17 protein-coding genes are annotated in these 18,324 nt (G+C 71.1%); 12 read left to right on the top strand and 5 right to left on the bottom strand.

The features are described 5' to 3' along the window. Nucleotides 1-22 precede the first annotated feature (22 nt). Both C463_RS14890 and C463_RS14885 read right to left on the bottom strand, forming a co-directional pair. On the bottom strand, nucleotides 23-1,006 hold the full coding sequence (locus C463_RS14890; RefSeq protein ID WP_008445338.1) for a hypothetical protein: 984 nt from the start codon (nucleotides 1,004-1,006) through the stop codon (nucleotides 23-25). Further along, nucleotides 1,003-2,679, bottom strand: coding sequence for a histidine kinase N-terminal 7TM domain-containing protein (locus C463_RS14885; protein ID WP_008445336.1), 1,677 nt, complete (start codon nucleotides 2,677-2,679; stop codon nucleotides 1,003-1,005). The genes C463_RS14890 and C463_RS14885 overlap by 4 nt, the downstream gene beginning before the upstream one ends. A 145-nt stretch (nucleotides 2,680-2,824) precedes the next feature. Here C463_RS14885 and C463_RS14880 point away from each other — a divergent pair, with 145 nt between their 5' ends. The 8 genes from C463_RS14880 (at nucleotide 2,825) to tgtA (ending at nucleotide 10,748) form a co-directional block, all read left to right on the top strand. Then, a complete protein-coding gene (locus tag C463_RS14880; protein WP_049906011.1) occupies nucleotides 2,825-3,613 on the top strand; it encodes a lipoyl protein ligase domain-containing protein in 789 nt (262 codons plus the stop codon). 66 nt (nucleotides 3,614-3,679) lie between these two features. Beyond that, nucleotides 3,680-4,084 carry a 30S ribosomal protein S6e gene (locus C463_RS14875; RefSeq protein ID WP_008445332.1) on the top strand — a complete coding sequence of 135 codons (405 nt, stop codon included), beginning with the start codon at nucleotides 3,680-3,682 and terminating at the stop codon, nucleotides 4,082-4,084. A gap of 10 nt (nucleotides 4,085-4,094) precedes the next feature. Continuing rightward, the gene (locus C463_RS14870) at nucleotides 4,095-4,562 is read left to right on the top strand and encodes a DUF7112 family protein (protein ID WP_008445330.1); all 468 of its coding nucleotides are present in this window, start codon (nucleotides 4,095-4,097) and stop codon (nucleotides 4,560-4,562) included. A gap of 88 nt (nucleotides 4,563-4,650) precedes the next feature. Continuing rightward, a complete protein-coding gene (ahbB, locus tag C463_RS14865) occupies nucleotides 4,651-5,736 on the top strand; it encodes a siroheme decarboxylase subunit beta (protein WP_008445328.1) in 1,086 nt (361 codons plus the stop codon). Further along, the gene (locus C463_RS14860) at nucleotides 5,733-6,431 is read left to right on the top strand and encodes a precorrin-2 dehydrogenase/sirohydrochlorin ferrochelatase family protein (RefSeq protein WP_008445311.1); all 699 of its coding nucleotides are present in this window, start codon (nucleotides 5,733-5,735) and stop codon (nucleotides 6,429-6,431) included. Before ahbB ends, C463_RS14860 begins: the two co-directional genes overlap by 4 nt. Then, nucleotides 6,428-7,768 carry a glutamyl-tRNA reductase gene (gene hemA / locus C463_RS14855; protein ID WP_008445309.1) on the top strand — a complete coding sequence of 447 codons (1,341 nt, stop codon included), beginning with the start codon at nucleotides 6,428-6,430 and terminating at the stop codon, nucleotides 7,766-7,768. The genes C463_RS14860 and hemA overlap by 4 nt, the downstream gene beginning before the upstream one ends. Nucleotides 7,769-8,410: 642 nt before the next feature. Then, nucleotides 8,411-9,187, top strand: a complete 777-nt coding sequence (locus tag C463_RS14850; protein ID WP_008445307.1) for a Nif3-like dinuclear metal center hexameric protein — start codon at nucleotides 8,411-8,413, stop codon at nucleotides 9,185-9,187. An 82-nt stretch (nucleotides 9,188-9,269) separates the two neighbouring features. Continuing rightward, a complete protein-coding gene (gene tgtA / locus C463_RS14845; RefSeq protein WP_008445305.1) occupies nucleotides 9,270-10,748 on the top strand; it encodes a tRNA guanosine(15) transglycosylase TgtA in 1,479 nt (492 codons plus the stop codon). Nucleotides 10,749-10,834: 86 nt separating this feature from the next. Here the strand turns inward: tgtA and C463_RS14840 are convergent, their stop codons facing one another. Next, a complete protein-coding gene (locus C463_RS14840) occupies nucleotides 10,835-11,167 on the bottom strand; it encodes an uS10/mL48 family ribosomal protein (protein ID WP_008445303.1) in 333 nt (110 codons plus the stop codon). Between the two features lie 173 nt (nucleotides 11,168-11,340). Here C463_RS14840 and C463_RS14835 point away from each other — a divergent pair, with 173 nt between their 5' ends. The 3 genes from C463_RS14835 to C463_RS14825 all read left to right on the top strand — a co-directional run bounded on the left by C463_RS14835 (nucleotide 11,341) and on the right by C463_RS14825 (nucleotide 13,096). Further along, nucleotides 11,341-11,787 carry a bis(5'-nucleosyl)-tetraphosphatase gene (locus C463_RS14835; protein WP_008445301.1) on the top strand — a complete coding sequence of 149 codons (447 nt, stop codon included), beginning with the start codon at nucleotides 11,341-11,343 and terminating at the stop codon, nucleotides 11,785-11,787. An 82-nt stretch (nucleotides 11,788-11,869) separates the two neighbouring features. Further along, entirely contained in the window at nucleotides 11,870-12,865 is a 996-nt protein-coding gene (locus C463_RS14830; RefSeq protein WP_008445300.1) for a DUF5787 family protein, read from the top strand. A 21-nt stretch (nucleotides 12,866-12,886) separates the two neighbouring features. Further along, nucleotides 12,887-13,096, top strand: a complete 210-nt coding sequence (locus C463_RS14825) for a hypothetical protein (RefSeq protein WP_008445299.1) — start codon at nucleotides 12,887-12,889, stop codon at nucleotides 13,094-13,096. A gap of 19 nt (nucleotides 13,097-13,115) precedes the next feature. Here C463_RS14825 and C463_RS14820 read toward each other — a convergent pair whose 3' ends face one another. Then, complete coding sequence (locus tag C463_RS14820) at nucleotides 13,116-16,193, bottom strand: FAD-binding and (Fe-S)-binding domain-containing protein (RefSeq protein WP_008445296.1); 3,078 nt, start codon at nucleotides 16,191-16,193, stop codon at nucleotides 13,116-13,118. Between the two features lie 248 nt (nucleotides 16,194-16,441). Between C463_RS14820 and C463_RS14815 the strand changes: the two genes are divergently transcribed. Then, nucleotides 16,442-16,972, top strand: coding sequence for a winged helix-turn-helix domain-containing protein (locus C463_RS14815; protein WP_008445293.1), 531 nt, complete (start codon nucleotides 16,442-16,444; stop codon nucleotides 16,970-16,972). A gap of 21 nt (nucleotides 16,973-16,993) precedes the next feature. Here C463_RS14815 and C463_RS14810 read toward each other — a convergent pair whose 3' ends face one another. Next, nucleotides 16,994-18,214 carry an acyl-CoA dehydrogenase family protein gene (locus tag C463_RS14810; RefSeq protein ID WP_008445286.1) on the bottom strand — a complete coding sequence of 407 codons (1,221 nt, stop codon included), beginning with the start codon at nucleotides 18,212-18,214 and terminating at the stop codon, nucleotides 16,994-16,996. Nucleotides 18,215-18,324 lie beyond the last annotated feature (110 nt).

The raw sequence follows: 18,324 nt of genomic DNA, 5'->3' as shown, positions 1-18,324 counted from the left end.
CGGCCGACGATTGACGCCCCGCTCACCCGACGCCGAGTCGGATCGGGTCGTCGCTCGGGACGACCTCGACCGTCACCGACTCGCCGATATCGAACTCGCGGTCGGGGCAGACCACCTTCACGCCGAAGCGGTCGCCGCGCGCGGCGAACAGCGAGAGTCCGGTCACGCGCCCGCCGTTCGCGAGGACGTCGACCGGCGCCCACTCGACGCGCGGCGCTCCGGCGTCCGCGTCGTCGGCTCGGACCCTGCCGATCTCGGTCCGGAAAAGCGATAGCGTCGTCCCGGCCGTCACGGACGACTCTTCAGCTGCTCCGAACGTCCCGCCGCCCGCGTAGTGCGTCACCCCGCCGTCGAGTGGGACGCCCTCGTCGCTCGCGAGCGCGGCGAACGACCGGCCGGTGTCGGCTGCGCGTCGCGGACCGGCGAGAACGACGTGGCTCGGGCCGCGTTCGACCACGCGTCCCGTCCCGTCCCACGCGACCGGCTCGACCGGGAGGGGCGCGGCGACCGGCAGCGACCCGCTCGCTCGGAGGGGGTTCGCGTCCGGCGGGCGGAAGCCGAGGTGGACGTGGTCGTCGACCCACTGGCCGAAGAAGCCGGAACGGGTCGTCGGGCCGAGCGCGTCGCCGACGGCGACCCGGTCGCCGGGCTCCACCTCGGGGATCACGTGGAGGATCCGCGCGACCGTTTCGGGGGGCGCGCCGGCGCGGGCGCACCACTCGTCGGCGAGGCCGACGACGATCAGGTGGTCCTCGGCGGCCGCGTACGGCCGGTCCGGACAGCCGACGGTGCGGACCTCGCGGACGGTCCCGGCGACCGGGGAGCGCCCGACGCCGTCCCCCGGGTACAGGTCGATCGCGCGGCCGCGGTCGTGGGCGGGGTACGGGGAGTTGAACCGCGAGAACTTCTCGTACCGCTCGACGATGTCGTCGGGAAGCGCGACGGTCGCCGCCCGCGAGTCGGAGTCGACGTCGGCGGTACCGCCGTCGGCCGGCGCTCCCGTCACGAGTCCGCCGCCTCCATCCCCTCGATCACGAACCGCGCGCCGCCGGCGTCGGACTCGGCGACCGAGAGCGTCCACCCGTGGGCCTCGACGATGTCGCCGACGATGGCGAGTCCCAGCCCGGTGCCGCCGCCGAGCGACACGCCGCGCTCGGCGACGCGGTCGCGCTCCTCCGGCGGGATCCCGGGGCCGTCGTCGTCGACCGCGAGCGCGACCGCGTCGCCGTCCCGGGTGATGGCGACCGTGACGGCGACGTCCTCGCCCGCGTGATCGATCGCGTTGCGGAACAGGTTCGAAGTCAGCTGTTCGAGCCGGTCGCGGTCGGCCAGCGCAGTCGCGTCGCCCTCGACGGTCAGCGTCGCGTCCTCGGTTTCGAGCCGCGACCAGACGCGCCTGACCGTCGCGTCCAGCGAGACGCGGTCGAGGTCGTCGACCGTCTCCTCCGCCGTTGCCAGCGCGAGCAGTCCCTCGATCATGTCGTCCATGCGCTCGTGGGCGTTGGCGGCCCGCTCCAGGGCGCCGTCCGGGTCGTCGCTGCGCTGACGGGCCAGTTCCACTCCCGCGGACGCGGCGGCGAGCGGGTTCCGCAGGTCGTGCGAGACGACGCCGGCGAACTCCTCGAGCCGCTCGTTCTGGCGTTCGAGTTCGGCCTCTCGGCGTTCGAGTGCGGTCTGTCGCCGCTCCCTCGCGGTGACGTCGCGGAGCAGGAACACGTGGCCGCGGTCCGTCCCGCGCGGGTCCGTGATCGGGTTCTCCTGGATGTCGAACTGGCGGTCGCCGATGGCGATCGGGTGTTCGTCGCCGACCTCCAGCCGGGGGAACGCCTCCGACAGCGACGAGCCGACCGCGTCCGGCGGGAGGATCGCCTCGGCGGCGGGGTTCAGGTCGCGGATGCGCCCGTCGGAGCCGGAGACGATGACGGGGTCTTGCATCACCTCGACGGCGGTGTCGCGCGCGACGACCGCGGCGTCGAGGGTGCCGAGCCAGAAGACGGTGCCGTAGAGGAACACCCCGTGGATCACGAACGCCGTCGGCAGCCACGAGAGGTGCGCGTAGCTCCCGACGTCGACGAACGTCGCGACGCCGGCCAGGAACGGGAACAGCGTCCCGAGCAGCACGACGAACGCCTGAAGCCGGTAGCGGTTCCCGGTCCGCTCGTAGAGGTCGACGACGAGGAGGGTGCCGGCGACGCACAGCCCGTACGCGAGGAGGACGAACGTGCCGCCCGCGGGGCCGAGTTCGTATCCGAGCAGCGTGAACGGCCCCTCTGAGACGGGACCGATCGAGCGCCGGGCCAGCCCGTGGGTCCCGCTCGACCAGGCGAGGAGGACCCAGACGAACGCCGGGGTCGCGAGCGCGACGATCCGGTTCTCCGTCCGCCAGCGGTCGTGGCCGGTGAACGCCAGCGCGAAGAGGATCCACAGGATCGGCAGCGCGCCCACGAGCGGCGTCGCGAGGTTGAGCGCGACCGTCATCGCGGCCTCGCCGGGCGCGGCGATCTGGAGCGCGTACAGGACGGCGGCGCCGCCGCCACAGAGCAGGTAGAGCGCGACCTCGATCCCGCCGGGCTCGTCGCGCTCCCGCCACGCCACCCGGCCGAGCCAGAGCCCGATGAGTCCCGCCAACAGACAGGCGATCAGGTAGGCCTGAACCGGCAGCGCGGCCAGATCGCTCATCGATACCTGTACGACTTCCAGCGCCGACAAAACTGTTGTGTCACACGCCGAGCGTCGGGCGTCCTCGCCTCCGGGGCTCGCAGCGCGCCGACGGGCGACCGCGCCCGGCGCAAAGGGCTTGTGCGCGCCCGCCGTCGGGTTCGCCATGCGTGTGTACAGGGGCGAGTTCGCGACGCCGGCGGCCGACCGCGAGCCGACGGCTAAACTGCTCGCGTCCGCCGCGGAGGGCGTCCCCGCCGTCCGCGTCAGCGCGCCGCCGCGGCAGGTCGCGTTCGGTCGGCGGGACGCCCGCGAGCCCGGATTCGAGGCGGCGAAGCGGGCGGCGCGCGACGCCGGCTTCCCGCCCGTCGAGCGCGACGTCGGGGGGCGCGCGGTGGCGTACACCGGAGCGACGCTCTCGTTCGGCGTCGCGGTGCCGGCGGGCGACGCGCGCGGCTCGATCGACTCGCGGTACGAGACCGCGACCGCGACGCTCCGCGACGCGCTCCGGGAACTCGGCGCCGACGTGGTCCGCGGGGAACCGGCGGCCGCGTTCTGTCCGGGGGACCACTCGCTTCGGGTCGCGGGCGAGGACAGTGACGCGGCCGGGCCCGCGGGAGGCGACACGGGCGATGCGGCGACCGAGGACGCCCGAAGCGTCGCGAGCGGCGGCAAGGTCGCGGGGCTCGCGCAGCGCGTCCGCGCCGACGCGGCGCTCGTCGCGGGCGTCCTCGTCGTCTCGGCGGCGGACACCGACCCGATCGCGCGGGTCACGGATCGCGTCTACGGCGCGCTCGACGTGCCGTTCGACCCGGAGTCGGTCGGCAGCGTCGCCGACGCGGGCGGTCCGGACGACCCGGACACCGTCGCCCGCGCGGTCGAGGCCGCGTTCGTCGACGGGCCGTGGGGCGACGGCGAGCGCGAAACCGTCCGCGTCGACGGGGCAGACGCCTGAGCGCGGCGCGGTCCGCGGTTCCGACGTTTCGACGTGCTTTTTATGCGCGGGAGTGTGCGTTCGGGCATGGCCGAATTCAAAGTCGTCGTCGCCGACCCCGAGACCGGCGAGACGTTCCAGCGAGAGGTCGACGGACAGGACGCCAACCGATTCCTCGGTCGCGAACTCGGCGACGAGATCGGCGGCGACGCCGTCGGGCTCTCCGACCACACGATCGAACTCACCGGCGGCTCCGACGAGACCGGGCGCCCGATGCGCGAGGACGTCTCCGGCACGCGCCTGAAGGAACTGCTCTTGGAGGGCGGCGTCGGCTTCGAGCCGTCCCGCGAGGGCGAGCGCAAGCGGATCACCGTCCGAGGCCGCGAGGTCGACGACGACATCGCGCAGATCAACGCGAGCGTCGTCGACGGCGACGGCGACGTGGCGGCCGCGTTCGGCGAGGGCGACGCGGACGACGAAGCCGACGAGTAACGCCGATCAGATGCCTCGCGTCCCCTCCGACGGCGAGGACGTTTGCTCGGTCCGCGTTTCGCTCGCCCGAAGCGGCGGCACTCGCCGCCCCTGCGTCAGGCTCCCGGACGACGACGCGCTCGACGGGCGCGTCGAGTCCGGTTCCTGCGATGCGCTCGGCGTGAGTCAGGGAGACGTGATCCGCGTCGCGTTCGACCGCGAGGAGTACCACGCGCGGGTCGCGGCCGACTCGCGGGGGCGCCTCCTCCGCGGCGCGTTCGACAACCGCCGCCTGGCGCGCGAGTCCGGCGAGGGGACGAACCGGCTGGTCGAGTGGCTCGACGCGAACGGCCGGGAGCCGGGCGACAGCGTCGTCCTCGACGTCGTGGTGCCCGGCGAGCTGTACGGGCTCCGAATTCCCGGCGAGCGGACCGTCTACGACGCGGACCGCGGGCCGCGCTCGTCGCTCGCGGACATCGCCCGCGACGTGGACGGCTGACCGCGGCGCGGCGGTCCGCCGGCGGATCGAGGCGCGACCGCAGCGACAGGCCGAACCGCTTATTCTCGCTCGGTCCCGATATCTCCCCATGCAAGAGGTCGACGCGGAGCTGTCGACGCTCGACCGCGCGATCATCAACGCGTTCCAGGGCGGGTTTCCGGTCGCCGAGCGCCCCTTCGACGCGGCGGCGGCCGCGCTCCGCGAGCGCGACGTCGACGTGACGGGCGCGGAGCTTTGCGAGCGCGTGCGCGAACTCGACGAGGAGGGAATCCTCTCGCGGTTCGGCGCGCTCGTCAACGCCGAGGAGATCGGCGGAGCGGCGTCGCTCGTGGCGATGCACGCGCCGGAGAAGCGCTACGAAGCGATCGCGGAGACCGTCAACGAGTTCACCGCGGTCGCGCACAACTACGAGCGGGAACACCCGCACCTCAACATGTGGTTCGTGGTGAGCGTCGCGGACCACCCGGACCCCGACAAGGACGGGAGCGACCGGGTCGAGGAGGTGCTCGCGGAGATAGAGGACGCGACGGGCCAAGAGACGTACAACCTCCCGAAGCTTCAGGAGTTCCACGTCGGCGCGAAGTTCCTCGTCGACGGGCCGGTGTCCGACGGCGACGTGGACCTGTCGGACCTCGGCCCCGATGTGACGCCGAGTGACCGCGGGACGCTCACGCCGGACGAGCGCGACCTCGTGGTCGAGATTCAGGGCGGGCTGCCGATCACGGAGACGCCGTACGCCGACGTCGCGGCCGCGATCGGTGCCGACGTGGACTGGGTGATCGAGACGATCAAGCGGTTCGAGCGGGAGGAGAAAGTGCGCCGCGTCGGCGTCATCCCCAACCACTACGCGCTCGGCTACACGGAGAACGGAATGACGGTCTGGAACGTCCCCGAGGACGTCCTCGACGAGGTCGGTCCCGCAGTGGCGGCGCTGGACTTCGTCACGCACTGTTACGAACGGCCGCGTCACGCCGGCGTCTGGGAGTACAACTTCTTCGCGATGACGCACGGCCGCACGGAGGCGGAGAGCGAGCGCCGGATCGCCGAGGTGCGGGAGCTGATGGACGAGTACTGGGATGTCGGCGCCGAGGACTGGGACACGCTGTTCTCGACGCGCATCCTGAAGAAGACCGGCATCCGCATCGCGGACCGGGCGGACAGCAACACGGCGTGACGCCCCTGTATCACGACCTCTCCGGCGAGACGGTCGTCGTCTTCGGTGGCGGTCCAGTGGGGGCGCGGAAGGCGAAGGGGTTCGACGAGGCCGCGCGGGTCGTCGTCGTCAGCCCCGAGTTCGACGAGCGGTTGCTATCGCTCGCCGAAGATGGCGAGAGCGACGACGAGACCGGCGACGACGGGAACGAAGCGCCGGCCGTCGAACTGGTCCGTGCCGCGCCGAACGCCGACGACGTCGCCGAGTGGATCGACCGACTCGCCCCGGCGCTCGCGGTCGCCGCGACCGACGACGGCGCGGTCAACGCCGCGGTGGAGTCTGCCGCGCTCGACATGGGACTCTTGATCAATCGGACCGACGTTTCGGGGGGCCGCGATCCCGGGAGCGTGGTGGTGCCCGCGACGGTCGAGGACGACCCGGTGACCGTGGCGCTCTCGACGGGGGGAACGAGCCCCGCGCTCGCGAAGGCGCTGCGGGAGCGGATCGAGGCCGAGATAGCGGGCGCGGGGGCGATGGCGGCGCTCTCCGGGGAGATCCGCGAGGAGCTGAAATCCGAGGGTATACCGCCCGAGAAACGCCGGGAAGCGGTCCGGCGCGTTGTCAGATCGCGGGGGGTTTGGAAGGGTTTACAAAAGGGGAGATCCAACGGACGGCAAGAGGCCGACACCGTGATCGAGGAGGTACTCGACCGATGAGAGAGACGGGTGCGATCGCCGGCGTGAGCGTCGCCCACGCCGACGCGACCGTCGACGAAATCGAGGCCGCCGGCGGCGACGGCGTCCGCGCGACCGTCTCCGACCTGCTCGCTCGCGAAGGGGTCGAGGAGGCGTTCGCGGTACAGACGTGCAACCGCTCGGAGGCGTACGTCGTCACCGACCGGACCGTCGACGGGGCGACGGCGCTGTCGACGTTCGCGCCGGACGTGCGCGGCGGCGCGGTCCGCCGCCTCGACCACGAGGAGAGCCTAGAACACCTGATGCGCGTCGCGTCCGGACTGGAGTCGCTCGTGCTCGGCGAAGACCAGATCATCGGCCAGCTGCGCGAGGCCTACGAGGAGTCGAAGTCCGCCGGCGGGATCGGCCCCGTCCTCAAGGACGCCGTGACGAAGGCGCTCCACGTCGGCGAGCGCGCCCGGACGGAGACCGAGATCAACGAGGGCGTCGTCTCGCTCGGCTCCGCGGCGGTCCGGCTGGCGGCGAGCGAGATCGACCTCACCGACGGGTCGGCGGTCGTCGTCGGCGCCGGCGAGATGGGGACGCTCGCCGCCCGCACGCTCGACGACACCGCCGTCTCGGAGATCGTCGTCGCGAACCGCACGGTGCCGCACGCGGAGTTCGTCGCCGAGGAGGTCGACACCCCCGCGGAGGCGGTGTCGCTCGCTGACCTCCCCGCGATCATTCCCGACGCCGATCTCGTCGTCACCGCGACCGGGAGCCCGGACCTCGTCGTCCACCCGTCGTACGTCGACGGGGCCGGGCGGGTCGTCTGTATCGACATCGCGCAGCCCCGCGACGTGGATCCGGCGGCCGGCGCGCGCGAGGGCGTCACCGTCTACGACATCGACGACCTCGAAGACGTCACCCGGCGGACCAGAGAGAGCCGCGCCGAGGAGGCCCGGAAGGTCGAGTCGATCATCGACGACGAGCTCGACCGCATTCTTGAGGCGTACAAGCGCAAGCGCGCGGACGACGCCATCTCGGCGATGTACGCCGGCGCGGACCGGGTGAAGGGGCGCGAGCTCGACCGCGCGATGTCGAAGCTGGAGGCGCAGGGCGACCTGACCGACGAGCAGCGGGAGACCGTGGAAGACTTGGCGGACGCGCTGGTCGGCCAGCTCCTCGCGGCGCCGACGCGCTCGCTTCGCGACGCCGCCGGCGAGGACGACTGGGAGACGATCCGGACCGCGCTCCGGCTGTTCGACCCCGAGTTCACGGCGGAGGCCCAAGGGCCGGAGGAGGCGGACATCGCCGACGCCGCGGCCGGCGGGCCGGACGCGGCTCCGGACTCCGTCGCCGAGGAACTCGACGACTAAAATTGTCGTTTATATACGGTTGTCAGCGAAGCGACGGTGAAGGATTCTAAGCACCCAGCCGCTCGCTTATATGCTATCGGTAGCTCGACCGTGAGTACCTCCATAGCCCCAGTCGCTCGACGAGACGTGGACGTCTACTGATCNCCCAGCCGCTCGCTTATATGCTATCGGTAGCTCGACCGTGAGTACCTCCATAGCCCCAGTCGCTCGACGAGACGTGGACGTCTACTGATCACCCGCGAATACCTCCAAAGCCCCAGCCGGGAGGCGTTCGCAGGCTTGTTGCGCTCCTCGCTCGTTCGCTGTGCTCACTCGCTGCGGTGCTTACGTCGCCTGCGAACGCCTCCCGGCTGCCCCTTTGAGTCCCGCCCCGCACAGCACCGCAGCCTCACACCTCCCCAGCCTCGTCGCTGGCGCCGGTCGGCGCCAGCGACTCCCTCGCGCGTGCTGTCGCCGGCGCGAAGCGCCGGCTTCCAGAGGGACCTTCGGTCCCTCGCGGCTCGGCCGCGAAGCGGCCTCACAGGCACGCGCCACCGCCTCGTATAAATAGCCGTCTGCGAAATTCCAGATATATCGCGACTGCGACGGCTCCGGTCCGGCCGGACCGCCGCGCTTTATTCCTCGGCCGACCCACGCTCCGGTATGAAGCTCTCCGAGTACGTCGACCGACTCGACGAGGAACTCGACACGGCCGCGTACGCCGACGTCGACGCGAGCGCGAACGGGCTCCAAGTGGGGCCGGACGACACCGAGGTCGAGCGCGTCGCGTTCGCCGTCGACGCCGCGACGGCGACCATCGAGGCCGCCGCGGACGCGGACGCCGACGTCCTCGTCGTCCACCACGGACTCTCGTGGGGCGGTATCGAGCGCGTCACGGGCCGGGCACACGACCGGATCGCGGCCTTGGTCGAACACGACATCGCGCTGTACGTCTCGCACCTCCCGCTCGACGGGCACCGAGAGCTGGGTAACGCGGCGGGCGTCGCCGAGGCGGTCGGGCTCACGGACCGCGAGCCGTTCGGCGAGATCGGGCCGGTGACGATCGGGACGATCGGCGAGACGGGCGAGCCGCGGTCAGCGGATGCGCTCCGTGAGACGCTCGACGGGTTCGAGGGACAGCCCGACGGGGAGGCGTCACCGACGCGCGTCCTCGACTTCGGGCCCGACGAGATCGAGCGCGTCGCGGCCGTCACCGGGTCCGGGGTCGACTGGCTCGACGAGGCGGTCGCGGCCGACGCCGACGCGCTGATCACCGGCGAGGGGAAACAACAGGCCTACCACGACGCGCGGGAGGCCGGAGTCACCGTGTTCCTCGCCGGCCACTACGCGACGGAGACGTTCGGCGTCCGCGCGCTCCAGTCGCTGACGGACGAGTGGGGCGTCGAGACGACGTACCTCTCGCACCCGACCGGGCTCTGAGGCCGGCGAGGCGGCCGCGCACCGGCGGCGCGCGGTCGGTCCCGAACGCAACCCTTACCGCTCGCGTCCGCGCAGTCGAGGTATGCGCGATCACTTCGAGATCCGGGACCACGACGCGGCCGGGCGGATCGGTCGGCTGGAGGTCCCGCGGGCCGGCGTCACGGTGGAGACGCCGGCGCTCCTGCCCGTGGTCAACCCCAACGTGCTCACGATCGAGCCCGAGCGGCTCCGCGAGGAGTTCGGCGCGGCGATGCTGATCACCAACTCCTACATCATCCGCAGCACGGACCGCATCCGCGACCGCGTGGTCGACGAGGGGCTCCACGAGTTCCTCGGCTTCGACGGCGCGATCATGACCGACTCCGGCTCCTTCCAGCTGGCCGAGTACGGCGACATCGACGTGACGACCGAGGAGATCATCGAGTTCCAGCGGCAGATCGGCAGCGACGTGGCGACCCCCGTCGACGTGCCCACGCCGCCCGACGCCGACCGCGAGCGCGCCGAGCGCGACCTAGTGACGACGAAGCGGGCGCTCGCCGACGCCGAGGCCGCCGAGACCGGCGAGATGCTGGTCAACGGCCCGGTCCAGGGGTCGACGTACGCCGACCTCCGCGAGGAGGCGGGGCGGCACGCGGCCGCGGCCGACCTCGACGTGTTCCCGGTCGGCGCGATGGTCCCGCTGCTCAACTCCTACCGCTACGCCGAGACGGTCGAGGCGGTGCGTGCGGCGAAGCGCGGCCTCGGGCCGGGCGTGCCGGTCCACCTCTTCGGGGCCGGCCACCCGATGATGCTGGCGCTCGCGGTGGCGGCCGGCTGCGACCTGTTCGACTCGGCCGCCTACGCGCTGATGGCCCGCGACGGCCGCTACCTGACCGTCTCGGGGACGGAACACCTCGAAGATCTGGACTACTTCCCCTGCTCGTGTCCGGTGTGCGCCGACCACACCCCGGCGGACCTCCGCGGGTTCGACGACGGCGAGACGGAGCGGCTCCTCGCCGAACACAACCTCCACGTCACCTTCGAGGAGCTGCGGCGCGTGAAGGAGGCGATCCGCTCGGGAACGCTGCTCGAACTCGTCGACCGCCGCGCCCGCGGCCACCCGGCGATGCTCGACGGCTACCGCGCGCTGCTCGACCACGCGGACGAGCTGGAGCGGACCGACCCCGGCTCGAAGGACGCGTTTTTTTACACCTCCCACGAGGCGGCTCGCCGCCCGGAAGTGGAGCGCCACCGCGACCGTCTCGCGCGACTGGCGGCGCCCGACGACCTCCTGCTCACCGAGTCGAAGGCGCCCTCGAACCACGCGTACGACGCGGTGTGGCGCGTGAAGCCGCCGTTCGGGCCGTATCCGCCCGCGCTCTCGGAGACGTACCCGCTCACCGCGGAGGTCCCGGAGCGGACCGACGACGCGGCACAGGTCGCCGCCGCGGAGGGGGTCGTCGCGCTCGCGGCGGCCAACCCCGAAACGGCGCTCACGCTCGGCCACAACGCGTGGTGCGACCGCGCGCTCGCCCGGCTTCCCGAGCGCGTCGAGACGGAGAACCTGCGGACGCTCGGCTGACGAGCGGGACGCTCGCGGATCGACTCTTGATCGTGCGAAAAGCGCAGCCGTGACCGTCCGACCGGCGGCTCGGAACGCGGCCGGTCTCAGTCGCGTCGGTGGCCGAGCGGCTTCTTCTGGTCGACCTCGACCTCGACGTGAATCGAGTCGGGGAAGTCGCGGCCGACGACGGCGCGCGCGATGTCGTCGGCCCCGTGGATCTCCATCGAGCGGTGGTACACGTCGTAGCGCCACGGCGAGAACTCGTCGCCCGGGGAGAGGTCCTTGTACAGCGGCACGGTGACGCGCTCCGAGGGGCTCGCGTGCGGCCCCTTACACTCCGCGCCCTTGCGTTCGATCGTCTCCTTGAGCTCCTGGACGGTCTCGACGAGCACGTCGCGGTCGCCGGACGCGAAGTCGAGTTTCGTGACGAAGGTCATGGCTGGGGGTCGTGCGGTAATGCCCGCCCGAGCGGTAAAAACGCACCTACCCACGACGGGCGTCCGCGACCGCGCCGCGAATCTCGCGCGGAGACCGGTCGACACCGCCGAGTCGTCGCTCTCTGTTCGGGAGTCCGACACGCTCTTTAGGGGTGATCGCTTACCTGCGGCTAATGACGGTCGAAGCGACCAGTGCCGGAGCCATCCTCTTCCGCGATACCCGCGGCGAACGGGAGTACTTGCTCCTGAAGAGCCGACCGGGGGACTGGGAGTTCCCCAAAGGCGGGGTCGAGGGGGACGAGGAGCTCCAGCAGACGGCGATACGAGAAGTCGGCGAGGAGGCCGGGATCGAGGATTTCCGGCTGATCGACGGGTTCCGCAGGGAGTACGACTACGTGTTCGAGGCGAACGGGAAGACCATCCACAAGACGGTCCACCTGTTCATCGCCCGCTCGTTCGAGGCGAGCGCGGAGCTCTCGAAAGAACACCGCGACCTCCAGTGGCGCGACTACGATCAGGCGCTCAACACGATCACCCAGGACGGTCCGCGCGAAATCTTGGAGGACGCCCACGACTACCTCGACGAGCGGAAGGACGACGAGAGCGGGAAATACGTCTGACCGGGACGCGGGGGCTCGCGGGCGGCGACGGCTCCGTCCCCGAGCGGTTCGCTTTTGTCCGCTCCGCGCGACGGTCCGACCAGTGACACCCGACGCCGAGTTCGGCTACGAGCTACTGGTCTGCCGGCACGCCGAGCTGGCCTGGCACCCCAGCGAGGGCCCCCGACCGGCGATCGTCTCCCGACAACTGGGCACGCAGGAGCGCCGCTGGGACACCGTCGTTATCGAGGTCGACCCCGCGGCGTTCGACCGGCGGCGCGCGTTCGGCGACCGGACCATCGACTCCGACCTCCTCCACGTCGTTCGCGGCGCGCCCGCCGAGTGGGCGTTCTACCGTGACGCGCTCCCCGATCCCGGCTACCCGTGGCGCTACGTCCGACAGGCGGTCCACCGCGCCGCGGGCCGGGACCTGATCGAGAAGCGCCGCGACGGCAACCGGATCCAGATCCGCCGGAAGCGACCGTACCCGGACTGGGTGGAGCGGATCGTCGCGGTCGAGAACAAGCCGGACCTCGACCGCTCCGCGGCCGACCGGCTCGCCGACCAGCTCGAACACGACGTCGAAACCGCGCTCGCCGACGAGGCGTGGCTCGCGACCGAGACGACCGGCGAGCGCGTCGAGCCCGCCCTGCTCCGCGAGATGCCCGTCGAGGCCGGGGTCCTCGCGACCGACTTCTCCGGGGGCGTCGACGCCGCCGTGGCCGACGTGGCGTGGCACCCGAGCGACCTCTCTCCGAGCGGCGGCGAGCGCCGCGACCCCGAGACGGAGACGCTGCGGCTGGAGATCGCCGAGCGCGCCTACGGGAAGGGGTGGCGCTCCTTCCACGACACGATGCGCCCCGACTGCCGGCACTTCGAACTGCGACGCGAGGGGCGCGCCCTCGTCCCGTACTGCGCGGCGAAGGGGAAGGTCCCGACCGCGCGAGAGTGTTCGGGCTCGTGTCCCGAGTTCTCGCCGGAACCCCCGCAGTGGCGCACGAAGGGATGGCCGATCGAGGGCGGGCCCGGAAAGGGGTTCCAACGGGTGTTGGCCCGCCGGCGGGAACGCGAGCGGGACCGGGCCGAAACCGTTGAGTGAGCGGCGGCGCGAGTCGACCGTATGCGGTTCCCGAACCCGTCGCTCTCCGAGTACGCGCTCAACACGGCGGTCGTGGTCCTCACGATGGCCGTCCTCCAGTACACCGGCTGGCTCTCCGACGACCCGGCCGGACTCGACCCGGCGTTCCTCGCCGTGGTCGCGGTGACCTTCCCCGCGTTCTCGTACCTGATCGCCCTCGTCGGGGCGAACGTGTGGCCCGGGGCGGAGTAACCACCGGACTGGTCGTCGCCTACGCCAGCGCGGCCGCCAGCTTCTCGATCGGGTGGTCCGGCTCCGGCACCTCGCCCGGTCCCTCCTCCAGCTGCGTCCGGCAGGAGGTCCCCGGCGCGACGAGGGCGTCGCCGTCGCTGGCGTCGACCTGTTCGAAGAGGTTCTCGCCGATCGCCTTGCTCATCGAGTAGTGTTCCGCCTCGTAGCCGAACGAACCCGCCATCCCGCAACAGGAGGAGTCGAGGGGGTCGACGCCGTAGCCGGCGCGCCGGAGGACGCCGACCGCGTGGTGGTCCTTCTTCGTCGCCTTCTGGTGGCAGTGGCCGTGATAGGTGAGTGACTCGGTCGGGGCGTCGAGGGGGAGTTCCTCGTCGAGCCGGTGGGCGTCGACGTACTCCATGACGCCGTAGGCGCGCTCCGAGACGGCCGCCACGTCGGCGTCGGGCACGTCGCTGGCGTCGCCGTCGAGCAGGTCGTGGTAGTCGGACTGGAGCATGACGGCGTCCGAGGGCTCCACGACGACCACGTCCCAGCCGTCGCGGACGTCGGGCGCGAGCGTCTCCACGGCCTCCCTCGCCGTCGCGCGCGACACGTCGAGCATCCCCTTCGAGTGGGGCGGCCGCCCGCTTCCGTCGACGTCCGGGATCTCGACGTGGCAGTTCGCGGCCTCCAGCACGCGCACCGCGGCCTTCCCCGCGCCGGGGTTCGTGTAGGTGGTGTACACGTCGGGGAAGAGCAGCACGTCGCGGGCGGCCTCCTCCCGCGGGACGCCCGCCCCGCCGCGGGCCTCGAACCAGTCGACGAGCGTCTCCGAGCGGAACTCGGGGAGGTCGCGCTCCCTCGCGATCCCGAGCGCCTTCTCCGCGATGAGCCCGCTCCCGGGAATCTTGTTCGGGAGGTTCGACAGCGGCGCGAACCGCGAGGCGAGCGGCGCGAGCGACTCGAAATGGCCGAGCAGGCGGGTCCGGAGGTCGATCCCGTGTTCCTCGTGGTGGGCGTGTTCGACCTCGGCCTTCAGCTTCGCCATGTCGACGCCGCTCGGGCAGTCCACCTTACACCCCTTACAGCCGACGCACAGGTCCATCACCTCGGTGACGAACTCGTCGTCGGTCGGGTCGTCCGGGAGTTCGCCGGAGATGGCCCCGCGGAGCATGTTCGCGCGGCCCCGGGTCGACTGGACCTCCTCGTCGGCGGCGCGGTAGGTGGGACACATCACGCCGCCGGTGGTCTCCTGCGGGCCGCGACAGCCCCCGCAGCCGTGACAGAGCTCCACCATCCCCTGCATCCCGTTGTCGACGGCCCACTCCATCGCGGGATCGAAGCCGGCGTCGTACTCGTAGTCGGCGTCGAACCGGAGGTTCTCGCGCATGTCGACGTCCCCGCAGACGTTCCCGGGGTTGAGCAGCCAGTCGGGGTCGAACGCAGTCTTGAGGTCGCGGAAGGCGTCCCAGAGGTCGTCGCCGTACAGCTTCCGGTTCCACTGGGTCCGCGCGCGCCCGTCGCCGTGTTCGCCCGAGACGGAGCCGCCGAGCCGGACCACCGCGTCGGTGACGCGGTCGGCGATGTCGAGCATCGCCTCGACGTCGTCGACCTCCTTCGTGTTGATCAGCGGGCGGACGTGCAACACCCCCGGGCCGGCGTGCGCGTAGAAGGTGGCGAACGTGTCGTTGTCCTCCAGGATCTGCTGGAACTCGCGGGTGTACTCCGGGAGGTGTTCCGGCGGGATGGCGCAGTCCTCGATGAAGGAGATGTGCTTCTCGTCGGTCGTGCGCGAGAGGAGGATCGGCAGCCCCGCCTTGCGCATCTTCCAGAAGCGGTCGCGCTGCTCGGGGTCGTGTGCCTCCATCGCGTGTGCCGCCCGGCGCGGATGGCTCGTCGTCTCGGCGGCGCCCGCGCTCGGCTCGGCCGCGGTGTCGATCTGCCCCTCCTCTGCGCCCTCACCGGCGCCCACGCGGTCAGCGATCAGGTCCGCGACCTTCCGCTTCCCTTCGGCGTCGCTCTCGGCGTAGAACTCGACGAGCAGGACGGAGTCGGTCCCGTCGGGGAGCATCCCGACGACGTCCTCGAACTCGGGCGTGTCGGCGGCGAGCCCCAGCAGCACGTCGTCCATCACCTCGACGGCGGCCGGGTCGTGTTCCAGACACGCCGCCACGTCCTCCATCGCGTCGAGGAGGTCGTCGTAGGTGAGCAGCGCGACCGCCTTCGTCTCCGGGATCTCCACGAGCGAGACGGTCGCCTCCGTCACCGTCGCGAGCGTCCCCTCGCTGCCGGCCATGAGGCGCCCGAGGTTGACGACCCCTTCCTCGCCGTACTCCCCGCGGTACTCCGCGAGCAGGCGGTCGAGGTTGTAGCCGGAGACGTTCCGCTTCAGCTCCGGGAACCGCTCGTCTATCTGGTCGGCCTCCTCGTCGAGGATCCGGACGACCTCGGCGTGAATTCGGGACAGCAGGTCGGCGGCGTCGGGGTCCGCCGACTCCCGAAGTTCCTCGACCGCGACCTCGCCGAACGTCGCCACGGTGCCGTCCGCGAGGACGACCTCCAACTCCTCGACGTAGTGGTCCGTCTTCCCGTACTTCAGCGAGTGCGAGCCGGTGGAGTTGTTGCCGATCGCGCCGCCGACCGCGGACTTGTCGCGCCACGCCGGGTCGGGCGCGAACTTCAGGCCCTCCGGCTCGACCGCGGCGTTGAGGTCGCCGACGTACGCGCCCGCTTGGACGCGCGCCCGCTTCGCGTCCGGGTCGGTCGACAGCACGTCGTCCATCTCGCCGGTCAGATCGAGGACGACCGCCTCGTTGACGGTCTGTCCGGCGAGGGAGGTGCCGCCGCCGCGAGGGAGGACGGGGATCCCCTCCGCGAAGCAGTACTCGTGGACGGCCGCGACGTCAGCGGTCGACTCCGGGATCACGACGCCGATCGGGGTGACCTCGTACGCCGACGCGTCGGTCGCGTACAGCCGCTTCGAGTAGTCGTCGAACCGCACGTCGCCCGCGACGCGCTCGTCGAGCGCGTCGACGAGGTCCGGTCGCTCCACCGCGCCGCCGGTGTAGTCGAAGTCCCCGCCGTCCGTCGGGTCGGGACCCGGGGTATTGGTCGCCATGGGAGCCCTTCGCAGTCGAACCACCAAAAACCACCCGCCGTCCCCACGTCTCGGGAAGACGCCGGTTCGCGGTCGCACGGTACCGCGGTCGCCGCGCGGCTTCCGGCCAGTCCAAATACTGATTAGCNCCCGCCGTCCCCACGTCTCGGGAAGACGCCGGTTCGCGGTCGCACGGTACCGCGGTCGCCGCGCGGCTTCCGGCCAGTCCAAATACTGATTAGCGTGACGACTCCACCCATATGGAAGCAATGCCCGAGAAACAGCCGCGTCCCGACTGGCACCTCTCCGAGCGGGACACGATCATCCTCCAGGAACTCGCTCGCGACCCGCAGCTCACCTCCCGCGGACTCCGGGACCTCCTGGCCGAGGAACACGACATCGATGTCTCGCACGTCACCGTCAACGAGTCGATCCGGCGCATGCGGGAGGACGGCGTGTTCCGCGAGGCGCTCGTCCCGAACGAGGAGCACCTCTTCTTCTCGCTGTTCGAGTTCCAGTTCAACCCCGAGGGGTTCGAAGAGAACTGGCGCGAGGCGCTCGAACACGTCCGGTCGAGCCGCCACACGTTCATGTACTTCCTGTCGGACGGCGACTACCAGTGGAAGACGATCATGATGTTCAAAGACCGCGAACAGGAGTCGAAGTGGATCCACGAGTTCTACAAGGAGTACGGCGAGTTGATCAACAACCTCCGCAACTCCGTCGTGACGAACGTCCTCAAGTTCGGGACCGACCCCGAGCTGTTCGAAGTGTTCCAAGAGGACGGCGACGAGGCGTGACCCCCGGCGCCGACCGTTTGCTCAATCGAACTCGCCGAACCGAGTGACGGCCTCCAGCTCCTCTGTCGGCGGGTCCTCGAACGCGTCGCGCGCGATCGACCGCCGGTGGACCTCGTCGGCGCCGTCCACGATCCGGAACTGCCGGACGTTCTCGTGGAAGCGCGCGATCGGCAGGTCGTAGGCGATCCCGTTGCCGCCGCAGAACTGGAGGGCGTCGTCGATCGCTTCTTGGGTCACGTTCGCGGCGAACGTCTTCGCCATCGCCACCTCGATCCGCGCCTCGTGGCCGTCGGCGATCCGCCCGGCGGCGTGTCTGACCAATGTGCGGGCGGCGTGGAGTTCGGTGCGCCGGTCGGCGATCCGGAACCGCGGCCCCTGCTTCTCCGAGAGCTTCTCGCCGAACCCCTCCCGCTCGGAGAGGTAGGCGGTCGCGATGTCGAGCGCGCGGTCGGCCATCCCGGCGTACCGCATACAGTGGGTGAGCCGAGCGGGTCCGAGCCGCCGCTGGACCAGCGTGAACCCCTCGTTCTCCTCGCCGAGCGTGTTCTCGACCGGGACCCGGACGCCGTCGAACCGGATCTCCGCGTGCGTCGTCCCGACCAACCCCTCGCCGAGGTGCGGGATGTTCCGGACGATCTCGACGCCGTCGGCGTCGGCGGGCACGAGGATGACCGAACATCCCGCGTACGGGTGCGCGTCCTGATCGGTGCGGGCGAAGGTCAGGAGCAGGTCGGCGTCGACCCCGCCCGTCGTCCACCACTTGTGCCCGTCGATCACCCACTCGTCGCCGTCCTTCTCGGCGGTCGTTCCGAGCATCTTCGGGTCCGACCCCCCGCCCTGTATCGGCTCCGTCATCGCGAACCCGGAGTCGATCTCGGCGGCCGCGAGCGGGCGGAGCCAGCGCTCCTTCTGGTCCTCCGTGGCCGCGATCTCGAGGGTGTGCATGTTCCCCTCGTCCGGCGCCGCACAGCGGAGCGCGGTCGGGCCGAGCAGGCTCCGTCCCGCCTCCTCGAACACCGGCAGCATCTCGCGGAAGCCGAGCCCGAGGCCGCCGTACGCCTCGTCGACCTGCGGGGCGTAGATCCCCCTGTCGCGCGCGGCGTCTCGCAGCGCCTCGATCTCGGCCGGCGGAACCGGTCCCCGGCCGAGCCACTCGCGCTCGACCGGAAGCACCGTCTCGTCGACGAACTCCCTGACAGCCTCGGCGATCTCCGGCCCGCGTCCGACGTCGTCGTACTCCATGCCGACCCTTGTTTAGCAATGTAAATAGAGATTCCGGCGATGACCCCCAAAAAGCTATAATACGCGAAACAGAAGGAAAGTTACCGAGAAAGTGATTTACAATGTTAGTC

It is taken from the genome of Halorubrum californiense DSM 19288, assembly GCF_000336875.1.
Classification (GTDB): domain Archaea; phylum Halobacteriota; class Halobacteria; order Halobacteriales; family Haloferacaceae; genus Halorubrum; species Halorubrum californiense.
This window is presented reverse-complemented; position numbering and strand designations above follow the sequence as displayed.

Excerpts from the sequence above, each read along its gene's own strand:
- C463_RS14885 (WP_008445336.1), bottom strand. The coding sequence starts at position 2,679 with ATGAGCGATCTGGCCGCGCTGCCGGTTCAGGCCTACCTGATCGCCTGT.
- C463_RS14880 (WP_049906011.1), top strand. The coding sequence starts at position 2,825 with ATGCGTGTGTACAGGGGCGAGTTCGCGACGCCGGCGGCCGACCGCGAG.
- C463_RS14875 (WP_008445332.1), top strand. The coding sequence starts at position 3,680 with ATGGCCGAATTCAAAGTCGTCGTCGCCGACCCCGAGACCGGCGAGACG.
- C463_RS14870 (WP_008445330.1), top strand. The coding sequence starts at position 4,095 with ATGCCTCGCGTCCCCTCCGACGGCGAGGACGTTTGCTCGGTCCGCGTT.
- ahbB (WP_008445328.1), top strand. The coding sequence starts at position 4,651 with ATGCAAGAGGTCGACGCGGAGCTGTCGACGCTCGACCGCGCGATCATC.
- hemA (WP_008445309.1), top strand. The coding sequence starts at position 6,428 with ATGAGAGAGACGGGTGCGATCGCCGGCGTGAGCGTCGCCCACGCCGAC.
- C463_RS14850 (WP_008445307.1), top strand. The coding sequence starts at position 8,411 with ATGAAGCTCTCCGAGTACGTCGACCGACTCGACGAGGAACTCGACACG.
- tgtA (WP_008445305.1), top strand. The coding sequence starts at position 9,270 with ATGCGCGATCACTTCGAGATCCGGGACCACGACGCGGCCGGGCGGATC.
- C463_RS14840 (WP_008445303.1), bottom strand. The coding sequence starts at position 11,167 with ATGACCTTCGTCACGAAACTCGACTTCGCGTCCGGCGACCGCGACGTG.
- C463_RS14835 (WP_008445301.1), top strand. The coding sequence starts at position 11,341 with ATGACGGTCGAAGCGACCAGTGCCGGAGCCATCCTCTTCCGCGATACC.
- C463_RS14825 (WP_008445299.1), top strand. The coding sequence starts at position 12,887 with ATGCGGTTCCCGAACCCGTCGCTCTCCGAGTACGCGCTCAACACGGCG.
- C463_RS14820 (WP_008445296.1), bottom strand. The coding sequence starts at position 16,193 with ATGGCGACCAATACCCCGGGTCCCGACCCGACGGACGGCGGGGACTTC.
- C463_RS14815 (WP_008445293.1), top strand. The coding sequence starts at position 16,442 with ATGCCCGAGAAACAGCCGCGTCCCGACTGGCACCTCTCCGAGCGGGAC.
- C463_RS14810 (WP_008445286.1), bottom strand. The coding sequence starts at position 18,214 with ATGGAGTACGACGACGTCGGACGCGGGCCGGAGATCGCCGAGGCTGTC.